Annotated in this window: 29 protein-coding genes and 1 pseudogene; 29 read left to right on the top strand and 1 reads right to left on the bottom strand. The window is 71.8% G+C overall.

Features of this window, described 5'->3' with window-relative positions; all coding sequences use genetic code 11:
• The first annotated feature begins 31 nt into the window (after window positions 1–31).
• From rplC to IEY37_RS11920, 25 genes and pseudogenes are all read left to right on the top strand, one after another.
• Window positions 32–718 carry a 50S ribosomal protein L3 gene (rplC, locus tag IEY37_RS12040; protein WP_188941798.1) on the top strand — a complete coding sequence of 229 codons (687 nt, stop codon included), beginning with the start codon at window positions 32–34 and terminating at the stop codon, window positions 716–718.
• Window positions 718–1,404, top strand: a pseudogene (gene rplD, locus IEY37_RS12035) (50S ribosomal protein L4); the annotation flags it as partial. The gene rplC and the pseudogene rplD, both read left to right, overlap by 1 nt.
• 158 nt (window positions 1,405–1,562) lie before the next feature.
• Window positions 1,563–1,856, top strand: a complete 294-nt coding sequence (rplW, locus tag IEY37_RS12030) for a 50S ribosomal protein L23 (RefSeq protein ID WP_188941794.1) — start codon at window positions 1,563–1,565, stop codon at window positions 1,854–1,856.
• Between the two features lie 18 nt (window positions 1,857–1,874).
• The gene (rplB, locus tag IEY37_RS12025; RefSeq protein ID WP_188941792.1) at window positions 1,875–2,714 is read left to right on the top strand and encodes a 50S ribosomal protein L2; all 840 of its coding nucleotides are present in this window, start codon (window positions 1,875–1,877) and stop codon (window positions 2,712–2,714) included.
• Window positions 2,715–2,782: 68 nt separating this feature from the next.
• The gene (gene rpsS, locus IEY37_RS12020; RefSeq protein WP_188941791.1) at window positions 2,783–3,064 is read left to right on the top strand and encodes a 30S ribosomal protein S19; all 282 of its coding nucleotides are present in this window, start codon (window positions 2,783–2,785) and stop codon (window positions 3,062–3,064) included.
• A 13-nt stretch (window positions 3,065–3,077) separates the two neighbouring features.
• Complete coding sequence (rplV, locus tag IEY37_RS12015; RefSeq protein WP_188941789.1) at window positions 3,078–3,545, top strand: 50S ribosomal protein L22; 468 nt, start codon at window positions 3,078–3,080, stop codon at window positions 3,543–3,545.
• Window positions 3,545–4,387, top strand: coding sequence for a 30S ribosomal protein S3 (rpsC, locus tag IEY37_RS12010; protein WP_188941787.1), 843 nt, complete (start codon window positions 3,545–3,547; stop codon window positions 4,385–4,387). Before rplV ends, rpsC begins: the two co-directional genes overlap by 1 nt.
• A gap of 3 nt (window positions 4,388–4,390) precedes the next feature.
• Window positions 4,391–4,810, top strand: coding sequence for a 50S ribosomal protein L16 (gene rplP, locus IEY37_RS12005; RefSeq protein ID WP_188941786.1), 420 nt, complete (start codon window positions 4,391–4,393; stop codon window positions 4,808–4,810).
• Window positions 4,810–5,067 (top strand): 50S ribosomal protein L29, encoded by a 258-nt coding sequence (rpmC, locus tag IEY37_RS12000; RefSeq protein ID WP_188941785.1) that lies wholly within the window; start codon window positions 4,810–4,812, stop codon window positions 5,065–5,067. The genes rplP and rpmC overlap by 1 nt, the downstream gene beginning before the upstream one ends.
• Complete coding sequence (gene rpsQ / locus IEY37_RS11995) at window positions 5,064–5,390, top strand: 30S ribosomal protein S17 (RefSeq protein WP_188941784.1); 327 nt, start codon at window positions 5,064–5,066, stop codon at window positions 5,388–5,390. Before rpmC ends, rpsQ begins: the two co-directional genes overlap by 4 nt.
• 473 nt (window positions 5,391–5,863) lie before the next feature.
• Complete coding sequence (gene rplN / locus IEY37_RS11990) at window positions 5,864–6,232, top strand: 50S ribosomal protein L14 (RefSeq protein ID WP_188941783.1); 369 nt, start codon at window positions 5,864–5,866, stop codon at window positions 6,230–6,232.
• A 2-nt stretch (window positions 6,233–6,234) separates the two neighbouring features.
• Window positions 6,235–6,555, top strand: a complete 321-nt coding sequence (gene rplX, locus IEY37_RS11985) for a 50S ribosomal protein L24 (RefSeq protein WP_188942350.1) — start codon at window positions 6,235–6,237, stop codon at window positions 6,553–6,555.
• Window positions 6,555–7,139: a 50S ribosomal protein L5 gene (gene rplE / locus IEY37_RS11980; RefSeq protein WP_188941782.1), complete on the top strand. Its 585-nt coding sequence runs from the start codon at window positions 6,555–6,557 to the stop codon at window positions 7,137–7,139. The genes rplX and rplE overlap by 1 nt, the downstream gene beginning before the upstream one ends.
• 2 nt (window positions 7,140–7,141) lie before the next feature.
• Entirely contained in the window at window positions 7,142–7,327 is a 186-nt protein-coding gene (locus IEY37_RS11975; RefSeq protein ID WP_188941781.1) for a type Z 30S ribosomal protein S14, read from the top strand.
• Between the two features lie 178 nt (window positions 7,328–7,505).
• A complete protein-coding gene (rpsH, locus tag IEY37_RS11970; RefSeq protein ID WP_188941780.1) occupies window positions 7,506–7,904 on the top strand; it encodes a 30S ribosomal protein S8 in 399 nt (132 codons plus the stop codon).
• Between the two features lie 11 nt (window positions 7,905–7,915).
• On the top strand, window positions 7,916–8,452 hold the full coding sequence (rplF, locus tag IEY37_RS11965) for a 50S ribosomal protein L6 (RefSeq protein ID WP_188941779.1): 537 nt from the start codon (window positions 7,916–7,918) through the stop codon (window positions 8,450–8,452).
• On the top strand, window positions 8,452–8,820 hold the full coding sequence (gene rplR, locus IEY37_RS11960) for a 50S ribosomal protein L18 (protein WP_188941778.1): 369 nt from the start codon (window positions 8,452–8,454) through the stop codon (window positions 8,818–8,820). The genes rplF and rplR overlap by 1 nt, the downstream gene beginning before the upstream one ends.
• A 103-nt stretch (window positions 8,821–8,923) precedes the next feature.
• The gene (gene rpsE, locus IEY37_RS11955; protein ID WP_188941777.1) at window positions 8,924–9,571 is read left to right on the top strand and encodes a 30S ribosomal protein S5; all 648 of its coding nucleotides are present in this window, start codon (window positions 8,924–8,926) and stop codon (window positions 9,569–9,571) included.
• 1 nt (window position 9,572) lies between these two features.
• Window positions 9,573–9,785 carry a 50S ribosomal protein L30 gene (gene rpmD, locus IEY37_RS11950; RefSeq protein WP_188941776.1) on the top strand — a complete coding sequence of 71 codons (213 nt, stop codon included), beginning with the start codon at window positions 9,573–9,575 and terminating at the stop codon, window positions 9,783–9,785.
• Window positions 9,782–10,228 (top strand): 50S ribosomal protein L15, encoded by a 447-nt coding sequence (gene rplO / locus IEY37_RS11945; protein WP_188941775.1) that lies wholly within the window; start codon window positions 9,782–9,784, stop codon window positions 10,226–10,228. Before rpmD ends, rplO begins: the two co-directional genes overlap by 4 nt.
• A gap of 188 nt (window positions 10,229–10,416) precedes the next feature.
• Window positions 10,417–11,760 (top strand): preprotein translocase subunit SecY, encoded by a 1,344-nt coding sequence (secY, locus tag IEY37_RS11940; RefSeq protein WP_188941774.1) that lies wholly within the window; start codon window positions 10,417–10,419, stop codon window positions 11,758–11,760.
• Window positions 11,760–12,323, top strand: coding sequence for an adenylate kinase (locus IEY37_RS11935; RefSeq protein WP_188941773.1), 564 nt, complete (start codon window positions 11,760–11,762; stop codon window positions 12,321–12,323). The genes secY and IEY37_RS11935 overlap by 1 nt, the downstream gene beginning before the upstream one ends.
• Window positions 12,324–12,326: 3 nt before the next feature.
• Window positions 12,327–13,178, top strand: a complete 852-nt coding sequence (gene map, locus IEY37_RS11930; RefSeq protein ID WP_229674333.1) for a type I methionyl aminopeptidase — start codon at window positions 12,327–12,329, stop codon at window positions 13,176–13,178.
• A 147-nt stretch (window positions 13,179–13,325) separates the two neighbouring features.
• Complete coding sequence (locus tag IEY37_RS11925; protein WP_188941772.1) at window positions 13,326–14,990, top strand: glycosyltransferase family protein; 1,665 nt, start codon at window positions 13,326–13,328, stop codon at window positions 14,988–14,990.
• Between the two features lie 12 nt (window positions 14,991–15,002).
• Window positions 15,003–15,404 carry a YbjQ family protein gene (locus IEY37_RS11920; RefSeq protein WP_188941771.1) on the top strand — a complete coding sequence of 134 codons (402 nt, stop codon included), beginning with the start codon at window positions 15,003–15,005 and terminating at the stop codon, window positions 15,402–15,404.
• Between the two features lie 4 nt (window positions 15,405–15,408).
• Here the strand turns inward: IEY37_RS11920 and IEY37_RS11915 are convergent, their stop codons facing one another.
• Window positions 15,409–16,488, bottom strand: a complete 1,080-nt coding sequence (locus IEY37_RS11915; protein WP_188941770.1) for a phosphatase PAP2 family protein — start codon at window positions 16,486–16,488, stop codon at window positions 15,409–15,411.
• Window positions 16,489–16,864: 376 nt separating this feature from the next.
• On the opposite strand from IEY37_RS11915, the gene infA reads away from it, so the two are divergent.
• From infA to rpsK, 4 genes are all read left to right on the top strand, one after another.
• Window positions 16,865–17,086 carry a translation initiation factor IF-1 gene (gene infA, locus IEY37_RS11910; protein ID WP_029136093.1) on the top strand — a complete coding sequence of 74 codons (222 nt, stop codon included), beginning with the start codon at window positions 16,865–16,867 and terminating at the stop codon, window positions 17,084–17,086.
• Between the two features lie 198 nt (window positions 17,087–17,284).
• Complete coding sequence (gene rpmJ, locus IEY37_RS11905) at window positions 17,285–17,398, top strand: 50S ribosomal protein L36 (protein WP_188941769.1); 114 nt, start codon at window positions 17,285–17,287, stop codon at window positions 17,396–17,398.
• Window positions 17,399–17,594: 196 nt separating this feature from the next.
• Window positions 17,595–17,972, top strand: coding sequence for a 30S ribosomal protein S13 (gene rpsM / locus IEY37_RS11900; RefSeq protein WP_188941768.1), 378 nt, complete (start codon window positions 17,595–17,597; stop codon window positions 17,970–17,972).
• 6 nt (window positions 17,973–17,978) lie between these two features.
• On the top strand, window positions 17,979–18,389 hold the full coding sequence (gene rpsK, locus IEY37_RS11895; RefSeq protein WP_188941767.1) for a 30S ribosomal protein S11: 411 nt from the start codon (window positions 17,979–17,981) through the stop codon (window positions 18,387–18,389).
• Window positions 18,390–18,395 lie beyond the last annotated feature (6 nt).

The raw sequence follows: 18,395 nt of genomic DNA, 5'->3' as shown, positions 1-18,395 counted from the left end.
CGCACCTGCAGAACAAGAGGTCTTCCCCACCATGGCCACCACGATCAAGGGCATCCTGGGCCACAAGCTCGGCATGACCCAGGTCTTCGACTCCGCCAACCGGGTCGTCCCGGTGACCGTCGTCGCTGCCGGCCCGGTCGTCGTCACCGCGCTGCGCACGCCCGAGACGGACGGATACACCGGCGTGCAGTTCGCCTTCGGCGCCGTCGACCCCCGCAAGGTCAGCAAGCCCGTCGCCGGGCACTTCGCCAAGGCCGGTGTGACGCCCCGCCGCCACGTGGCGGAGCTGCGCACCGACGACGTCGCCGACTACGAGGTCGGCCAGGAGCTCACCGCCGACCAGGTCTTCGCCGCCACCGACGTCGTCGACGTCACCGGTACGTCCAAGGGCAAGGGCACCGCGGGCGTGGTCAAGCGCCACGGCTTCCGCGGCCTGTCCAGCGGTCACGGCGTGCACCGCAAGCACCGCGCGCCCGGTTCCATCGGCGGCTGCTCGACCCCCGGACGGGTGTTCCGCGGCCTGCGCATGGCGGGCCGGATGGGCAACGTCAAGGTCACCGCGCAGAACCTGACGGTGCACGCGGTCGACGCCGAGAAGGGCCTCGTGCTGATCAAGGGCGCCGTCCCCGGACCCAAGGGCGGCGTGGTGTTCATCAAGACCGCCGTCAAGGGCCCGGATGCGGTCCGTGCCGACAACTCCGCGAAGGGTGCCAGCTGATGCCTTCGGTCCAGATCACCGACGTCACCGGTGACGGCGGCGCGACGACCGTCGCGCTGCCGGACGAGCTGTTCGACGTCCAGGCCAACATCCCGTTGATGCACCAGGTCGTGGTGGCCCAGCTCGCGGCCGCCCGCCAGGGGACGCACAAGGCCAAGAACCGCGGCGAGGTCTCCGGCGGCGGCAAGAAGCCGTACCGGCAGAAGGGCACCGGCCGGGCCCGCCAGGGGTCGACCCGCGCGCCGCAGTTCACCGGCGGTGGCACGGTGCACGGCCCGGTGCCGCACACCTACCTGCAGCGGACCCCGAAGAAGATGAAGGCGGCCGCGCTCCGCGGCGCCCTCTCCGACCGGGCCAGGGACGGGCACCTGCACGTGCTGTCCGGGCTCGGCATCAGCGGCACGCCGTCGACCAAGCAGGCGGTCAAGGCCCTCGCCGGCCTGACCGGCGCCACCGGCCGCAACGTGTTGGTGGTCGTGCAGCGCGACGACGAGCTGGGCTGGAAGAGCCTGCGCAACGTCCCGTCGGTGCACCTGATCGCGGCGGACCAGCTGAACACCTACGACGTGCTGGTCAGCGACGACGTGGTGTTCACCCGCGCCGCGCTGGAGGAGTACGTCGCGGCCGCCGGTGCGCAGCTCGCGCCGCAGGACGGCGGCTCGGCCACGGCGAGCACCGTCAGCACGGTGAGCACGATCGAGCAGCCGGCCGCGGGCACGGAGACCAGCACCACCGGTGCCGGCGTGGCGGGTGGCGCGGTGACCGCGGGCTCCGTCCCGGTCACCGCCGTGGAGCTCGCCGCCGCGGACGACGCCGCCGCCCAGACCGACGAGGAGGACGCGCAGTGACCGCCGACCCGCGGGACATCATCCTGGCCCCGGTCGTCTCCGAGAAGAGCTACGGCCTGCTCGAGCAGGGCAGCTACACCTTCTTGGTGCACCCGGACGCCAACAAGACCCAGGTCAAGATCGCGATCGAGAAGATCTTCGACGTCAAGGTCGTCTCGGTGAACACGATCAACCGGCAGGGCAAGCGCAAGCGGACCCGCGCGGGGTACGGGCAGCGCAAGTCCACCAAGCGCGCCGTCGTCACGCTGTCCAAGGACAGCAAGTCGATCGACCTGTTCCAGGGCGCCTGAGCGAGGGACTGAACAGACATGCCTATCCGCAAGTACAAGCCGACGACGCCGGGCCGGCGCGGCTCCTCCGTCGCGGACTTCTCCGAGGTCACCCGTGACCAGCCGGAGAAGTCGCTGGTCCGACCGCTGCACTCCAAGGGCGGCCGGAACGTGCACGGTCGGGTCACCGCCCGGCACCAGGGCGGCGGCCACAAGCGCGCCTACCGGTTGGTGGACTTCCGCCGTGCCGACAAGGACGGCGTGCCCGCCACCGTCGCGCACATCGAGTACGACCCCAACCGCACCGCGCGGATTGCGCTGCTGCACTACGCCGACGGCGAGAAGCGCTACATCATCGCGCCGAACCGGCTGAGCCAGGGCGACAGGGTGGAGACCGGTCAGGGTGCCGACATCAAGCCGGGCAACAACCTGCCGCTGCGCAACATCCCGGTCGGCACCGTGGTCCACGCCATCGAGCTGCGGCCCGGCGGCGGCGCCAAGATCGCCCGCTCGGCCGGTGCCCGCGTCCAGCTGGTCGCCAAGGACGGTCCGTACGCGCAGCTGCGCATGCCGTCCGGCGAGATCCGCAACGTCGACGTCCGCTGCCGCGCGTCGGTCGGCGAGGTCGGCAACGCCGAGCAGGCCAACATCAACTGGGGCAAGGCCGGCCGCATGCGCTGGAAGGGCAAGCGCCCGTCCGTGCGTGGTGTGGCCATGAACCCGGTCGACCACCCGCACGGTGGTGGCGAGGGCAAGACCTCGGGTGGCCGGAACCCGGTCAACCCGGCGGGCCGGCCCGAGGGCCGCACCCGGCGGCCGAACAAGGCGAGCGACCAGCTGATCGTCCGTCGCCGGCGCAAGGGCGGCAAGAAGCGTTGATCTCCGCACCGAAGACAGCCACCGCCCGCCACACCGCCACCCACCAGCGAGCAGGAAGGTAGAACCAGATGCCTCGCAGCCTGAAGAAGGGCCCGTTCGTCGACGACCACCTGCTCAAGAAGGTGGACAACGCGAACGACAAGGGCTCGAAGTCCGTGATCAAGACCTGGTCCCGCCGGTCGACGATCATCCCCGACATGCTCGGCCACACCATCGCCGTGCACGACGGGCGCAAGCACGTCCCGGTGTTCGTCACCGAGTCGATGGTCGGCCACAAGCTCGGCGAGTTCGCCCCGACGCGCACCTTCAAGGGTCACGTCAAGGACGACCGCCGCTCGCGGCGCGGCTGAGAGAGGACAGCAGATGAACGCCAAGAAGGCCGAGGCGACCGAGGCGCTGCCGCGCGCCCGGGCGCAGGCCCGGCACGTCCGGATGACTCCGATGAAGGCTCGCCGCGTCGTCGACCTGATCCGTGGCACGAACGCGGCGTCGGCCGCCTCGATCCTGCGGTACGCGCCGCAGGCCGCGGCGGGTCCGGTCGCCAAGCTGCTCGCCTCCGCCGTCGCGAACGCCGAGCACAACCAGGGTCTCAACCCCGACACGCTGCTCGTCGACCGCATCTACGTGGACGAGGGGCCGACGCTCAAGCGGTTCCAGCCGCGGGCCCAGGGCCGCGCGTTCCGGATCCGCAAGCGCACCTGCCACATCACCATCGAGCTGGTGTCGGTGGCCACCGCCGAGACCGCCGGCACCGGCCGCTCGCGTCGCGGCCGCACCGAGGCCGGCCGTGGCCGCGCCGCCGCCACCGCCACCGAGGGAGGGACCCGCTAGTGGGTCAGAAGATCAACCCGCACGGGTTCCGGCTCGGCATCACCACCGACTGGAGCTCGCGCTGGTACGCCGACAAGTCCTACAAGGAGTACGTCGCCGAGGACGTGGCGATCCGCAAGCTCATGGCCAAGGGCATGGAGCGGGCCGGCATCGCCAAGGTGGAGATCGAGCGCACCCGTGACCGGGTCCGCGTCGACATCCACACCGCGCGCCCGGGCATCGTCATCGGTCGCCGCGGAGCCGAGGCCGACCGCATCCGCGGCCAGCTCGAAAAGCTGACCGGCAAGCAGGTCCAGCTGAACATCCTCGAGGTCCGCAACCCCGAGTCCGATGCCCAGCTGGTCGCCCAGGGTGTGGCCGAGCAGCTGTCCAACCGGGTCAGCTTCCGCCGCGCGATGCGCAAGTCCATGCAGTCCGCCCAGCGCTCGGGTGCCGTCAAGGGCATCCGGATCCAGTGCTCGGGCCGGCTGGGCGGCGCCGAGATGAGCCGGTCGGAGTTCTACCGCGAGGGTCGCGTGCCGCTGCACACCCTGCGCGCGGACATCGACTACGGCTTCTTCGAGGCCAAGACGACCTTCGGCCGCATCGGCGTGAAGGTCTGGATCTACAAGGGCGACAAGACCGGCACGCTGGCCGAGCAGAAGGCCGCCGAGGCCCTCGCGGCCCAGCGCGCCGGTGCCGGCCGCACCGGTGGCCGGGACGGTCGCGACGACCGTCCGCGCCGCCGCTCCGGCGCCTCGGGCACCACCCCGACGTCGACGGACGCCGGTCGGGCCGCCGCCGACACCGGCGCGGGGACCCCCGAGGTCGCCGCGGCCGCGAGCACCCCCGAGGAGGGCTGACGCATGCTGATCCCACGCCGGGTCAAGCACCGCAAGCAGCACCGTCCGCACCGGACGGGGCTGGCCACCGGTGGGACCCAGGTCACCTTCGGTGACTACGGCATCCAGGCCATCGAGCCCGCCTACGTGACGAACCGGCAGATCGAGTCCGCCCGTATCGCCATCAACCGGCACATCAAGCGTGGCGGCAAGGTCTGGATCAACATCTACCCGGACCGCCCGCTGACCAAGAAGCCGGCCGAGACCCGCATGGGTTCCGGCAAGGGTTCGCCGGAGTGGTGGGTCGCCAACGTCAAGCCGGGTCGGGTGCTGTTCGAGATGAGCTACCCGACCGAGGCCGTGGCCCGCGAGGCCCTGCGCCGCGCGATCCACAAGCTGCCCATGAAGTGCCGCATCGTCACCCGGGAAGGGAGTGAGAGCTGATGGCCGCCACGTCGACGTCCGCCGCCAACTCGCTCCGCGAGCTGGGTGCCGAGGAGCTGGCCACCCGGCTGCGCGAGGCCAAGGAGGAGCTGTTCAACCTCCGCTTCCAGATGGCGACCGGCCAGATGGACAACAACCGCCGGCTGCGCAGCGTCCGGCACGACATCGCCCGGATCTACACCGTCCTGCGCGAGCGCGAGCTCGGGCTGTCGGTCGGTCCTGACGGCGACGCGAGCACCCAGGGAGGTGTGGCATGAGCACTCCGGACACCACCGGCACCACCGAGGCCCCTGAGGCCACCACGGCGACCGGGACCACCGGCGCGCCGGCCCGCGGCGACCGCAAGGTCCGCGAGGGCTACGTGGTCTCGGACAAGATGGACAAGACCATCGTGGTCGAGCTCGAGGACCGGGTGAAGCACCCGCGGTACTCGAAGGTCATCCGCCGGACCTCGAAGGTCAAGGCCCACGACGAGGCCGGCCTGGCCGGCATCGGCGACCGGGTCCTGCTGGCCGAGACGCGTCCGCTGTCGGCGTCCAAGCGCTGGCGGCTGGTCGAGGTCCTCGAGAAGGCCAAGTGACCTCTCCGGCTCGCTGAGCCGGATCACGGAGCCCCCGTCCCCGCACCGCGGCGACGGGGGCTCCGTCGTACCCGGGGCGGGTGCGGGCCCGGTGGCGGCCCGCCGGCGTCCCCGCTGACCTGCGGAGAAGGCGTCGGCGCGGTTGAAGCACCGGCTCCGATCGGGTACTGTGGGCGGCTGGTGCCCGGAACGAGAGAACCGGGCCTCAGCACAGGCCCGGCAGGGTCGGAAATCCTGTCGGGACCTCGTCCGCACCACCTCACGGCGTCGCTGCAGTGCAGCGGCGCCCGGCGCATGCCGACGGCAAGAGCGAAAAGGCGGGTCGTCGCCCGGGGATCCTCGAGATCGCCGGGCAGCCCCGGGTCCGTCCCGGGAAGCCCGTACTTCCTCTTGTCTTTTCGCATGTGCCGGCCCGTGCCGGGGGGCCGCGGACGGAACCGCAGGACGTGCATGAGCAGAAAGACGGGCTGGCTGTGATTCAGCAAGAGTCCAGACTCCGCGTCGCCGACAACACCGGCGCCAAGGAGATCCTGTGCATCCGGGTGCTCGGCGGCTCGTCGCGCCGGTACGCCGGGATCGGCGACATCATCGTCGCCACCGTCAAGGACGCGATCCCGGGCGCCGGCGTCAAGAAGGGCGACGTCGTCAAGGCGGTCGTCGTGCGCACGGTCAAGGAGAAGCGGCGGGCGGACGGGTCGTACATCCGGTTCGACGAGAACGCCGCCGTCCTGATCAAGAACGACGGTGACCCGCGCGGCACCCGCATCTTCGGCCCGGTGGGCCGGGAACTGCGCGACAAGCGCTACATGAAGATCATCTCGCTGGCGCCGGAGGTGCTGTGACCATGGGTCTGAAGGTCAAGAAGGGCGACACCGTGCTGGTCATCGCCGGCAAGGACAAGGGCGCCAAGGGCAAGGTCATCCAGGCCTACCCCGAGACGCAGCGGGTCCTGGTCGAGGGTGTCAACCGGATCAAGAAGCACACCAAGGTCTCGACGACGCAGCGGGGCGCCAAGTCTGGCGGGATCGTGACGCAGGAGGCGGCGATCCACATCTCCAACGTCATGGTCGTCGACGCCGACAACAAGGCGACCAAGGTCGGCAAGCGCGCCGACGAGAACGGACGGCGCGTGCGGTTCGGCCGTCGCAGCGGGAAGGACCTGTGATGACCACGGCAGTCACCGAGACCCAGAACACCGCCGCCCCGGCGCCGCGGTTGAAGGCCCGCTACGTCGAGACGATCCGGCCCGCGCTGAACGAGCAGTTCTCGTACGCCAACGTCATGCAGATCCCCGGCGTGGTCAAGGTCGTCGTCAACATGGGCGTCGGCGAGGCGGCCCGGGACGCCAAGCTGATCGAGGGCGCCGTCCGCGACCTGTCGCTGATCACCGGCCAGAAGCCGCTGGTCCGCCGGGCCCGCAAGTCGGTCGCCCAGTTCAAGCTCCGCGAGGGCATGCCGATCGGCGCCAAGGTCACCCTGCGCGGCAACCGCATGTGGGAGTTCCTGGACCGGCTGGTCACCATCGCGCTGCCCCGTATCCGCGACTTCCGCGGGCTGTCGCCGGCCCAGTTCGACGGCAACGGCAACTACACGTTCGGCCTGAACGAGCAGTCGATGTTCCACGAGATCGACATCGACCGGATCGACCGGCCCCGCGGCATGGACATCACGGTCGTCACCACGGCCACCACCGACGACGAGGGTCGGGCGCTGCTGCGGCACCTCGGCTTCCCGTTCAAGGAGAACTGACAGTGGCCAAGACCGCCCTGATCAACAAGTCCAAGCGCAAGCCCAAGTTCGCGGTGCGGGCCTACACCCGCTGCAACCGCTGCGGCCGGCCGCACTCGGTGTTCCGCAAGTTCGGCCTGTGCCGGATCTGCGTCCGCGAGATGGCGCACGCCGGCGAGCTGCCCGGCGTCACCAAGAGCTCCTGGTGACCGCGCGGCAGGGGCCGGCCACCGCCACCCCTGCCGCCCTCCCGGCCACCGGCCGGGCGCCGTCACGGCGCCCGGCGCCGCACCCCTCTTCGGACCTCGCCGCGCCACCGGGCGCGAGCGGCCACGTCACAGGCCCTGCCACCGGCAGCGGAACCGGGCGAGAAAGGCACCACCCACCATGGTCATGACCGACCCGATCGCGGACTTCCTGACCCGGATCCGCAACGCCAACACCGCCTACCACGACGAGGTGGTGATGCCCTACTCCAAGCTCAAGGGCAACATCGCCGACATCCTGGTCAAGGAGGGCTACATCGGCTCCTGGACGACGGGCGAGGCGCCCGTCGGCAAGTCGCTGGTCGTCAAGCTCAAGTACGGCCCGAACCGCGAGCGCTCGATCGCCGGTGTGCGGCGTGTCTCGAAGCCGGGCCTGCGGGTCTACGCCCGCTCGACCGAGCTGCCCAAGGTCCTCGGCGGCCTGGGCATCGCCATCATCTCGACCTCGACCGGTCTGCTGACCGACCGGCAGGCCGCCAAGAAGAAGGTGGGCGGGGAAGTCCTCGCCTACGTCTGGTAAGGCAGGACCACATGTCGCGAATCGGAAGACTGCCGATCCCCGTTCCCGCGGGGGTCGACGTGACGATCAACGGCTCGCAGGTGACGGTCAAGGGCCCGCGGGGCAGCCTGACCCACACGGTGGTCGAGCCCATCTCGGTCGCCCGCCAGGACGGCGAGCTCTTGGTGACCCGGCCCGACGACGAGCGCGACTCCCGCGCGCGCCACGGGCTGACCCGGACCCTGGTCAACAACATGGTCATCGGCGTCACCACCGGCTACACCAAGAGCCTGGAGATCCAGGGCACCGGTTACCGGGTCACGGCCGACGGCCGGAACCTGGTCTTCGCGCTGGGCTTCTCGCACCCGGTGCCGGTGACCGCGCCGGAGGGCATCTCGTTCGTCGTCGAGACGCCGACCCGGTTCCGGGTCGAGGGCATCGACAAGCAGCTGGTCGGTGAGGTCGCCGCCAACATCCGCCGGATCCGCAAGCCGGAGCCCTACAAGGGCAAGGGCGTGCGGTACGCCGGCGAGGTCGTGCGGCGCAAGGAAGGGAAGAAGGGCAAGTGATGGCGAACAGTGTCTCCGCCGCACGTCGGCAGGCGCGTGCCACGCGTCACTTCCGGCTGCGCAAGAAGGTCGTGGGCACGGCCGCGCGGCCGCGTCTGGTGGTCAACCGGTCGGCCCGGCACATCGCCGCCCAGCTGGTCGACGACTCCGCCGGCCGCACGCTGGCCTCGGCGTCCACCCTCGAGGCGGACCTGCGGTCCGGCGAGGGCGACAAGAGCGCCAAGGCCAAGCAGGTCGGCGAGCTGATCGCCCAGCGGGCCAAGGCCGCCGGGGTCACCTCGGTGGTGTTCGACCGCGGTGGCGACAAGTACCACGGCCGGATCGCGGCCCTGGCCGACGGCGCCCGCGGCGCCGGGCTGGAGTTCTGACCATGACCCGACCCACCCCCACCCGCGCGTCCGGCACGGTGGCCGTCCCCTCGGCCGCCGCGACCGTGCGCCCGCAGTACCAGCAGATCGAGAGGGACATCTGATGCCCGGACCCGCACGACAGGGCGGCGGCTTCGGCGGCGGCTTCGGCGGCGACCGCGGCGGTTCCGACCGCGGCGACCGCCGTGGCGGCCGCGGCGACCGCCGGGACGGCCGTCGGGACGCCGTCGCGGAGAAGAACCCGCTGCTCGAGCGCATCGTCGTCACCAACCGCGTCGCCAAGGTCGTCAAGGGCGGCCGGCGGTTCTCCTTCACCGCGCTGGTCGTCGTCGGTGACGGCGACGGCAGCGTCGGTGTCGGCTACGGCAAGGCCAAGGAGATCCCGGCCGCCATCGCCAAGGGCGTGGAGGAGGCCAAGAAGCACATGTTCAAGGTGCCGCGGATCGCCTCCACGATCCCGCACCCGATCCAGGGCGAGGCCGCGGCCGGCGTCGTGCTGCTGCGCCCGGCGTCCCCCGGTACCGGTGTCATCGCCGGTGGGCCGGTGCGTGCCGTGCTCGAGTGCGCCGGCATCCACGACGTGCTGAGCAAGTCGCTCGGCTCGGACAACCCGATCAACATCGTGCACGCGACCATCGCGGCCCTCAAGGGCCTGCAGCGTCCGGAGTCGATCGCCGCCCGCCGTGGGCTGCCGATCGAGGACGTCGCCCCGGCCGCCATGCTCCGTGCCCGAGCCGGACAGGGGGCGTGACATGGCCCAGCTGAAGATCACCCAGGTCCGCTCGACCATCGGCAACAAGCGCAACGCGCGCGAGTCGGTGCGCTCGCTCGGCCTGAAGCGGATCCACCACAGCGTCGTCGTCGACGACAGCCCGGCGGTCCGCGGCTACATCCGGTCGGCCACGCACCTGCTGGTGGTCGAGCCGGTCGCCGGCGAGCGTCTCCAGGGAAGTGACGAACAGTGAGCATCAAGGTCCACCACCTGCGCCCGGCCCCGGGCGCCAAGACCGCCAAGACCCGCGTGGGTCGCGGTGAGGGCTCCAAGGGCAAGACCGCCGGTCGCGGCACCAAGGGCACCGGCGCCCGCAAGGGCGTGTCCCCGGGCTTCGAGGGCGGCCAGCTGCCGCTGCACATGCGGCTGCCGAAGCTCAAGGGCTTCAAGAACCCGTTCCGCACCACCTACCAGGTGGTCAACGTCGGCCAGCTGGCGACGCTGTTCCCGGCGGGCGGCGCCGTCGCCGTGACGGACATGGTCGCCGCCGGCGCGGTGCGCTCCGGCGAGCCGGTGAAGGTCCTCGGCGACGGGGACCTGGCCGGTGTCGCGCTGCAGGTCACCGCGGACGCCTTCTCCGGCTCGGCGCGCGAGAAGATCGCCGCCGCCGGCGGGAGCACGCAGGTCGCCGACTGAGTTCGGCTGTCGGCTGATCCCCCGGACCGGGACCGCCCTCTCGAGGGCGGCCGGGTCCGGGGGATCGTGCGTTAGAGTCGTGCAGGCCAGGGCCGTCCTGTCGGCTCCTGCCTGCACGCTGCCCACCCGTCGAGCGACGCCGGTGCACCGGCGTGCACGCGTTCGGCGTCCGTGCACAGGAGGACCATTTGCTCGCCGCTTTCGTCTCGGCGCTGAAGACCCCAGATCTGCGGAAGAAAATCCTCTTCACGCTGGCGCTGGTGGCGATCTACCGGCTGGGTGCGACCCTGCCCTCGCCGGGGGTCTCGTACTCCGCGGTGAACCAGTGCCTCACGGAGTCCAACGGGCAGGACACGAGCCTGACCACGGTGCTCAACCTGTTCTCCGGCGGGGCGCTGCTGAAACTGTCCGTGTTCGCGCTCGGCATCATGCCGTACATCACCGCGTCGATCATCATCCAGTTGCTCACCGTGGTCATCCCGCGGTTCGAGCAGCTGAAGAAGCAGGGCCAGGCCGGCCAGTCGCGGATGACGCAGTACACCCGGTACCTGACGATCGGGCTGGGCATCCTGCAGTCGACGGCGTTCCTGGCGCTGGCGCTGAACGGCGGCCTGTTCAGCGGCTGCAGCGTGGCCGACCAGATCGTCCCGGACACCGGCGCCTTCACCCTGATCACCCTGGTGATCACGATGACCGCCGGCACCGCCGCGATCATGTGGATGGGTGAGCTGATCACCGACCGCGGCATCGGCAACGGCATGTCGATCCTGATCTTCACCTCGATCGCCGCGCGGATCCCGGCCGAGGGCCAGAACATCCTGGCCAGCCAGGGCGGCCTGGTCTTCACCGTCGTGCTGTTCATCGGCCTGGCGATCATCGCCGCGGTGGTCTTCGTCGAGCAGGGCCAGCGCCGGCTGCCGGTGCAGTACGCCAAGCGCATGATCGGCCGCAAGATGTACGGCGGCACCTCGACCTACCTGCCGCTCAAGGTCAACCAGGCCGGCGTCATCCCGGTCATCTTCGCCACGTCGCTGCTGTACATCCCGTCGCTGCTGGTGCAGCTGTTCGGGACGCCGACCGCCGACGCGGTGACCGGGGTCGCCACCTACTCGGGCGTGGCCCAGTGGCTGAACCAATACATCATCAACCAGTCCAGCTGGGTGCACGTCCTGCTGTACTTCGCGTTGATCATCTTCTTCACCTACTTCTACGTCGGGATCACCTTCAACCCGACCGAGCGGGCCGAGGAACTGCGCAAGTACGGCGGCTTCATCCCCGGCATCCGCCCGGGCCGGCCGACGGCCGAGTACCTGCAGTTCGTGCTGTCCCGCATCACCCTGCCCGGCTCGCTCTACTTGGGCATCGTGGCGATCCTGCCGAACATGTTCCTGTCCATCACCGGGGAGGGGAACAACCAGAACTTCCCGTTCGGCGGCACGGCGGTGCTGATCATGGTCGGTGTCGGCCTCGACACCGTGAAGCAGATCGAGACCCAGCTGATGCAGCGCAACTACGAAGGGTTCCTCCGCTGATGCGCCTGCTGATCATCGGGCCGCAGGGTGCGGGCAAGGGGACGCAGGCCACGCTGCTGGCCCAGGGGTACGGGATCCCGCACGTGTCCACCGGTGACCTGTTCCGCGAGCACATCGCGTCGGGCTCGCAGCTCGGTCTGGCGATCAAGGCCTTCACCGACTCCGGCGCGCTGGTGCCGGACGAGGTGACCCAGCAGATGGTCACCGAGCGGCTGGCCGCCCCGGACGCGCACGCCGGCTGGCTGCTCGACGGGTTCCCGCGGAACCTGACCCAGGCCCGGTGGTTGGACGCGCTGCTGGAGGAGCGCGAGGAGCCGCTCGACCTGGCGGTGCTGCTGGAGGCGCCCGACGAGGTGCTGCTCGACCGGCTGCTATCCCGCGGGCGGTCGGACGACACCGCCGAGGCCATCTCCCGCCGGCTGGCGATCTATCACCGCGAGACCGTGCCGATGATCGACTACTACGATGGCAAGACCGTCCGGGTGGACGGGGTCGGCGAGGTGCACGAGGTCCAGCAGCGGTTGCGCAAGGCGATCGACGCCGCGCTCCACGCGGGGGACTGACCCGTGGGCCGGTCCGGCGGAGTGGAGTACAAGACCCGCACCGAGCTGCAGTCCATGCGTGCGGCCGGATTGGTGCTCGCGGAGGCGTTGGAGGCGGCGCGGGCGGTGATCCGGCCCGGTGTCTCCACCGCCGACGTGGACGACGCCGTCGCCGCGGTCCTCGCCGAGCACGGCGCCACCAGCAACTTCCTGGGCTACGGCGACCCGGACAACCCGTTCCCGGCCACGATCTGCGCCTCGGTGAACGACGAGATCGTCCACGGCATCCCGTCGCGGTCACGGATCCTGGTCGACGGCGACCTCCTGTCGGTGGACGCGGGCTGCGTCCTCGACGGCTGGCACGCCGATTCCGCCTTCTCCGTGCACGTGGGCGAGCCCCCGTCGGTGGCGGAGGTCGACCTGCTGCGGGCCACGGAGTCCGCGATGTGGGCCGGCATCGCCGCCATCCGGGACGGTGGCCGGCTCGGCGACGTCTCCCACGCCATCGAGTCCTCGGCCGAACGGTCCGGGCACCTGGACGGCCGGCGCTACGGCTCCGTCGAGGGCTACGGAGGTCACGGGATCGGCCGCGCCATGCACATGGAGCCGTTCGTGCCCAACCAGGGCCGGCGCGGCAAGGGACCGCGGCTGGCGGCCGGCATGGCGCTGGCCATCGAGCCGATGCTGGCCCTGGGCAAGGCCTCGACCGTCGAGTTGCCCGACGGCTGGACGGTGTCCACCCGGGACGGCGCCCGCTCCGCGCACTTCGAGCACTCGGTGGCGGTGCTCGCGGACGGCGTGTGCGTGCTGACCGCGAGGGACGGCGGCGCCGCCGGCCTGGCGCCCTACGGCGTCGTGCCCGTGTCGCTGGACTGACGGGTGGCGTCGGGGCGGCCGCCGGCCGGGACGGACGACGGCCGCGGCGGACCCGGCACGGCCACGTCCCCGCGAACCCGGGTGCCCCCGGGCGCTGGCACACCAGGTGTCCGGGAGCGCGCTGACCGGCCGCCCGTCCGCCGGGCGGTGCCCGCGGCGCTGCTGGTGCTCACCCTGCTGTTCACCGGTCTGACGCTGACCCTGGGGTACGTCAACAAGCAGCGTTGCGTGGGTCCCGAGTTCACCGCCGTCGGTCAGAGCGAGCCGGACCTCACCCTGCGCATCACCCGGGACGTCTGCTACACGGACCTGCAGTACCTGTGGACCGGTCGGGAGCTGTACCTGCACCGGTTCCCGTACCTGCACGGCTCGTACGACCCGGTCACCCGGCAGATCTCCGGCGGGACGCTGGAGTACCCGGTGCTCACCGGCGTGGTCATCTGGCTCACCTCGCTGCCGTCGCACGACGACGCGGAGTTCCTGGCCTGGAATGCCCCGGTGCTCGCCCTGTGCGGGTTGCTGGTGGCGGTGCTGCTGCACCGCCTGGCCGGGATCCGGGCCTGGTGGTACGCGCTCGGGCCGCCGCTGGTGCTGTACGCGTACCTGAACTGGGACCTGCTCGCCGTCGCCGCGGTGGTCGGCGCGTTCGCGCTGCTGTCCGGACTGGACCGGTCGCGACACCCCGGACTCCGGCTGCTGGGCTGCGCCGTGCTGCTCGGCGTGGGCGGCGCCCTGAAGTTCTACCCGTTGATGTTCGCCGCCCCCATCGCGCTGTGGGTCGGCGCCGGACTGGCGCCGGAGCGGTCGGCGCGCACCCGGGTGCCGGCACCGGCCGCCGCGGACGGACTGGACGGCCCGGACGCCGGCGCGGCCAGCTCGACACCCGGGAGGCCTGCGCTGCCGGCCACGGCACCGGCCCGGCGCAGCGTGCTGGACGGGTCGGGGGAGCGGCAGGTCCGCTGGACCTGGGCGGTCGGGGTGCTGCTCACCACGGCCACCGTCTTCGCCCTGGCGAACCTGCCGTTCATGATCGCCGGGTTCGACGGCTGGTGGGCCTCGTTCCGGTTTCAGTGGTCCCGGCCGATCGACGTCACGACCAACTCGATCTGGTTCTGGGGCGCGCGCCCGGACGGCAACGCGGACAACCTGGCGCTGCAGGGCAAGCTCGGCACGCTGTCCACGGTGAGCACCGCGGTCGGCATGGTGCTGGCGCTGCTGGGGGGTGCCTGGCGGGCGCGCCGGGTCGGCGCCTACCCGTGGCTGCAGGTCGGCGCCGCGATGCTGGCCGCCTACCTCCTGCTGAACAAGGTGCACTCGCCGCAGTACGTGCTGTGGCTGCTGCCGTTCTTCGTGCTGCTGCGGGTGCGGGCCGGCTGGATCCTGGCCTATCTCGTCGCGGACGTCGCGATGGGCGTGGGCTTCTTCCGCTGGCAGTACCTGCTCTACCAGGGCAAGCCCAGCGGCGTGTACGACTCCCTGGCGGCGCAGGCCCTGATGATCGGCGTGTGGGGACGAGCGGCGCTGCTGGTGGGACTCTTCGTCGCCTTCCTCGGGGCCGAGGCGGCGCCGCGGCCGGTGTGGGCGAGCGGCCGCCCGACCTGCCGGAAGGGTCCGGCGGGCGGGGCGGTGGACAGCTCGGCGGACGGGACGGGCAGGGCCCGGACTCCGGGCCCGCGCGGCAAGGGGCACCAGCTCGGCACAACGCCGGACAGCGCGGTCACCGCGTGCCACGATCAGCTCGCCGACAGTGCCGGGACGGATCCGGAGCGCCGGCCGCAGCCGGTCAGCGGGCCGGCGGCACCTTCGACCTAGCAGGAGTCCCCGATGTTGGCAGTGACGACGAACGACCTCCCCGGCTGGGAGATCCAGCGGGTCTGCGGCGAGGTGTTCGGCCTCACCGTCCGCTCGCGCAACGCGTTCTCGCAGATGGGCGCCGGCTTCAAGGCCATGTTCGGCGGCGAGCTGCAGGGCATGACCAAGAACCTCGGCGACAGCCGCAACGAGGCCATGGGCCGGCTGCTGGAGGCGGCGCGCGCCCGCGGCGGCAACGCCATCGTCGGCATGCGGTTCGACACCAGCGAGATCGGCGATGTCTGGACCGAGATCTGCGCGTACGGCACCGCCGTCGTCGCCGTCCCGGTGACGGACGGCGCCCGGCAGACGGCGGCCGAGCTCGGCTACGGCCAGCCGGCCGGGTACCAGCAGGGCGGCTACCAGCAGGGCTGACCGGTCACCGTGCGCCGGCGCCGTCCTCGCGGACCGGCGCTGCGCCGGCGTCCCGGGTCGGCGTGGCACCCGGCCCGTCACCCGGCGGTGCCGCAACGGAGGCATCCGCCGCAGGGCCCGCATCGCGAGCACCGGCGGCACCGGGCGGTCCGGCCGGGGCGCCCGGGGTCCCCGCCGGCCGGCTCCCGGCCCGCGACGCCCGATCCCGGCCGGCCGGCCGTGCCTGCTCCCCGCCCCGGGCTATGTCGGCGCCGTCGCGCTGCAGGCTCCCGTCGGCGGCCGGCCGGAGCGTGGCGGGCAGCGGGCGCGCATCGTCCGCCGGGGTGGTCCCGCCGGAGGGCAACCCGACCGCGCTGCGGCGGGCGAGGACCAGCCGGACCGTGCAGCACAGCAAGAGCCACGCGGCCCCGGTGAGCCAGCCGCCGAGGACGTCCGTCGCCCAGTGCACGCCCAGGTAGACCCGGCTGGCACCGATGAGCAGCACCGCGAGGACGGCGGCGACCGTCGCGGCGAGCCGGGTCGCCGGCGCCCACCACCGCCCGAGGACCACCACCAGCACGCCGAGCACCGCCGCCGACGCCAGCGCGTGCCCCGACGGGAACGACTGGTTGGTCTCGACGACCAGGCGCTCGGCGACCGGCGGCCGGGTGCGGCCGACCACGTGCTTGCCCACGGTGACCAGCAGCGCGGCGCCGACGCCGACCACGGCCACCAGCCCGGCGTCCCACCACCGCCGGCGCGCCGCCAGGACGGCCACCGCCACCGTCGCCAGCACGGACATGACCAGCGTGCTGCCGACGGTGGTGACCACCCGGAACGCCCCGGTCAGTGCGGGGGAGCGGTGGTCGACGGCCCAGTGCCACACCGGCCGGTCGTAGGACGCCAGCCCGTCGTCCTCCTCGGCGGCGTCGGCCAGCCGCAGGATCACCACCGCCAGCACGCCGAGGACCAGACCGCGGAGCACCAGCACCTCGGCCGCACCGGGCACGCCGCGGCGGCGGCGTACCAGCACCGTGGCGCCCAGCGCGACCAGTACGGCGGCCGCCACGGCGTAGGAGATCCAGACGTAGCCGTAGGCGTTCACCGCGGCACCCCCGTCCGCACCGGCCGGTCCGCCCGGTCCGGCGCGTGCCCTTGCCGCGACGGGTCCGCTGGGTGACCATGGGTCCGGCCGCCGCGCGGAGCGGGGCCTCGCGGCCGGGATCCGGCCGCCGCACCCTGCCGCCGTCCGGGCGAAATTGAAGCCGACGTCATCCCGGCGTACAGTAGACGGTCGGTGCATTTCTGCCCGGCGCTGCGTGCTGTCCAGGTTCGGACGGCGTGCCGCCCGCCGTCGGAGCCGCGTCCCGCGCGGATCCTCCTGGTGGCCGAGCCCTGGAAACCGCGACCACGGTCGACGGTGTCCGGTGCCGTGGTCGGAGCAGGTGCACCGGTACCTGTCGACACGACTCTGGAGGGGCATGGGCAAGAAGGACGGGGCCATCGAGGTCGAGGGCCGCGTGGTCGAACCGCTCCCCAACGCCATGTTCCGGGTGGAGTTGGAGAACGGGCACCGCGTGCTCGCGCACATCAGCGGCAAGATGCGGCAGCACTACATCCGCATCCTCCCGGAGGACCGCGTGGTCGTCGAGCTGTCGCCCTACGACCTGTCCCGCGGCCGGATCGTCTACCGCTACAAGTAGGCCGGTCCGGCAGCCGCACCGGCACCACCGCGCACCACCGCACCACCGCACCACCGAAATCCGCCCCCGCCTCGGGGGTGGGGCCGGGCCCGGATGGCCCGGCTTCGACCGGCCCCGACCGGGGACCGGTAGGGAGCGCACCCGACCGGTGCGCGTGACCCGTCATCCGGCGGGTCAGGGAGAGAAAGAGGCACGGACGTGAAGGTCCAGCCGAGCGTCAAGCCGATCTGTGACAAGTGCAAGGTGATCCGTCGCCACGGCCGCGTCATGGTCATCTGCGAGAACGTGCGCCACAAGCAGCGCCAGGGCTGACCCCGGGCGTCCGCGGCCACCGCGCCGCGACCGCCGCACCGCACCACACCGCGGGGCGGCACCACGAGAACAGCGCGTCACCATCCCGGCCCGTGAGGCCGGGTCCACCCCCGGACCACAGGCCGGGGCCCTCGCCCGCGGGTGGGGGACGGGACGCGTCCGACACCTGTGACACGACGAGACGAGGACGCGCCTGATGGCACGACTGTCCGGTGTGGATCTCCCCCGCGACAAGCGGATGGAGGTCGCACTGACCTACATCTACGGGATCGGCCGCACGCGTGCGGCGGAGCTCCTGAAGGCCACCGGGATCAGCCCGGACCTGCGATCCAGGGATCTGACCGACGACGACGTGCTCGCCCTGCGCGACGCCATCGACGCCGCGGAGATCAAGGTCGAGGGTGACCTGCGCCGCGAGGTGCAGTCCGACATCCGCCGGAAGATGGAGATCGGGTCCTACCAGGGCCTGCGCCACCGCCGGCACCTGCCCGTGCGCGGGCAGCGGACCAAGACCAACGCCCGCACCCGCAAGGGCCCCAAGAAGACCATCGCCGGCAAGAAGAAGGCCAGGTAATCCGCCATGCCCCCGAAGACCCGCCAGGGCGGCGCGGCCGTCAAGAAGGTCCGCCGCAAGGAGAAGAAGAACGTCTCCCACGGCCACGCGCACATCAAGAGCACGTTCAACAACACCATCGTCTCCATCACCGACCCGACGGGTGCCGTGATCTCCTGGGCGTCCGCCGGCCACGTCGGCTTCAAGGGGTCGCGCAAGTCGACCCCGTTCGCCGCGCAGATGGCCGCCGAGAACGCGGCCCGCAAGGCGATCGAGCACGGCATGCGCAAGGTCGACGTGTTCGTCAAGGGCCCGGGCTCGGGCCGCGAGACCGCGATCCGTTCCCTGCAGGCCGCCGGCCTCGAGGTCGGGGCGATCGCCGACATCACCCCGCAGGCCCACAACGGCACCCGGCCGCCCAAGCGGCGCCGGGTCTGACACCGG

Source organism: Nakamurella endophytica (assembly GCF_014646215.1).
Taxonomy (GTDB): Bacteria; Actinomycetota; Actinomycetes; order Mycobacteriales; family Nakamurellaceae; genus Nakamurella; species Nakamurella endophytica.
This window is presented reverse-complemented; position numbering and strand designations above follow the sequence as displayed.

Excerpts from the sequence above, each read along its gene's own strand:
- rplC (WP_188941798.1), top strand. The coding sequence starts at position 32 with ATGGCCACCACGATCAAGGGCATCCTGGGCCACAAGCTCGGCATGACC.
- rplB (WP_188941792.1), top strand. The coding sequence starts at position 1,875 with ATGCCTATCCGCAAGTACAAGCCGACGACGCCGGGCCGGCGCGGCTCC.
- rpsS (WP_188941791.1), top strand. The coding sequence starts at position 2,783 with ATGCCTCGCAGCCTGAAGAAGGGCCCGTTCGTCGACGACCACCTGCTC.
- rplV (WP_188941789.1), top strand. The coding sequence starts at position 3,078 with ATGAACGCCAAGAAGGCCGAGGCGACCGAGGCGCTGCCGCGCGCCCGG.
- rplP (WP_188941786.1), top strand. The coding sequence starts at position 4,391 with ATGCTGATCCCACGCCGGGTCAAGCACCGCAAGCAGCACCGTCCGCAC.
- rpmC (WP_188941785.1), top strand. The coding sequence starts at position 4,810 with ATGGCCGCCACGTCGACGTCCGCCGCCAACTCGCTCCGCGAGCTGGGT.
- rpsQ (WP_188941784.1), top strand. The coding sequence starts at position 5,064 with ATGAGCACTCCGGACACCACCGGCACCACCGAGGCCCCTGAGGCCACC.
- rplX (WP_188942350.1), top strand. The coding sequence starts at position 6,235 with ATGGGTCTGAAGGTCAAGAAGGGCGACACCGTGCTGGTCATCGCCGGC.
- rplE (WP_188941782.1), top strand. The coding sequence starts at position 6,555 with ATGACCACGGCAGTCACCGAGACCCAGAACACCGCCGCCCCGGCGCCG.
- rpsH (WP_188941780.1), top strand. The coding sequence starts at position 7,506 with ATGGTCATGACCGACCCGATCGCGGACTTCCTGACCCGGATCCGCAAC.
- rplF (WP_188941779.1), top strand. The coding sequence starts at position 7,916 with ATGTCGCGAATCGGAAGACTGCCGATCCCCGTTCCCGCGGGGGTCGAC.
- rplR (WP_188941778.1), top strand. The coding sequence starts at position 8,452 with ATGGCGAACAGTGTCTCCGCCGCACGTCGGCAGGCGCGTGCCACGCGT.
- rpsE (WP_188941777.1), top strand. The coding sequence starts at position 8,924 with ATGCCCGGACCCGCACGACAGGGCGGCGGCTTCGGCGGCGGCTTCGGC.
- rpmD (WP_188941776.1), top strand. The coding sequence starts at position 9,573 with ATGGCCCAGCTGAAGATCACCCAGGTCCGCTCGACCATCGGCAACAAG.
- IEY37_RS11935 (WP_188941773.1), top strand. The coding sequence starts at position 11,760 with ATGCGCCTGCTGATCATCGGGCCGCAGGGTGCGGGCAAGGGGACGCAG.
- IEY37_RS11920 (WP_188941771.1), top strand. The coding sequence starts at position 15,003 with ATGTTGGCAGTGACGACGAACGACCTCCCCGGCTGGGAGATCCAGCGG.
- infA (WP_029136093.1), top strand. The coding sequence starts at position 16,865 with ATGGGCAAGAAGGACGGGGCCATCGAGGTCGAGGGCCGCGTGGTCGAA.
- rpsM (WP_188941768.1), top strand. The coding sequence starts at position 17,595 with ATGGCACGACTGTCCGGTGTGGATCTCCCCCGCGACAAGCGGATGGAG.
- rpsK (WP_188941767.1), top strand. The coding sequence starts at position 17,979 with ATGCCCCCGAAGACCCGCCAGGGCGGCGCGGCCGTCAAGAAGGTCCGC.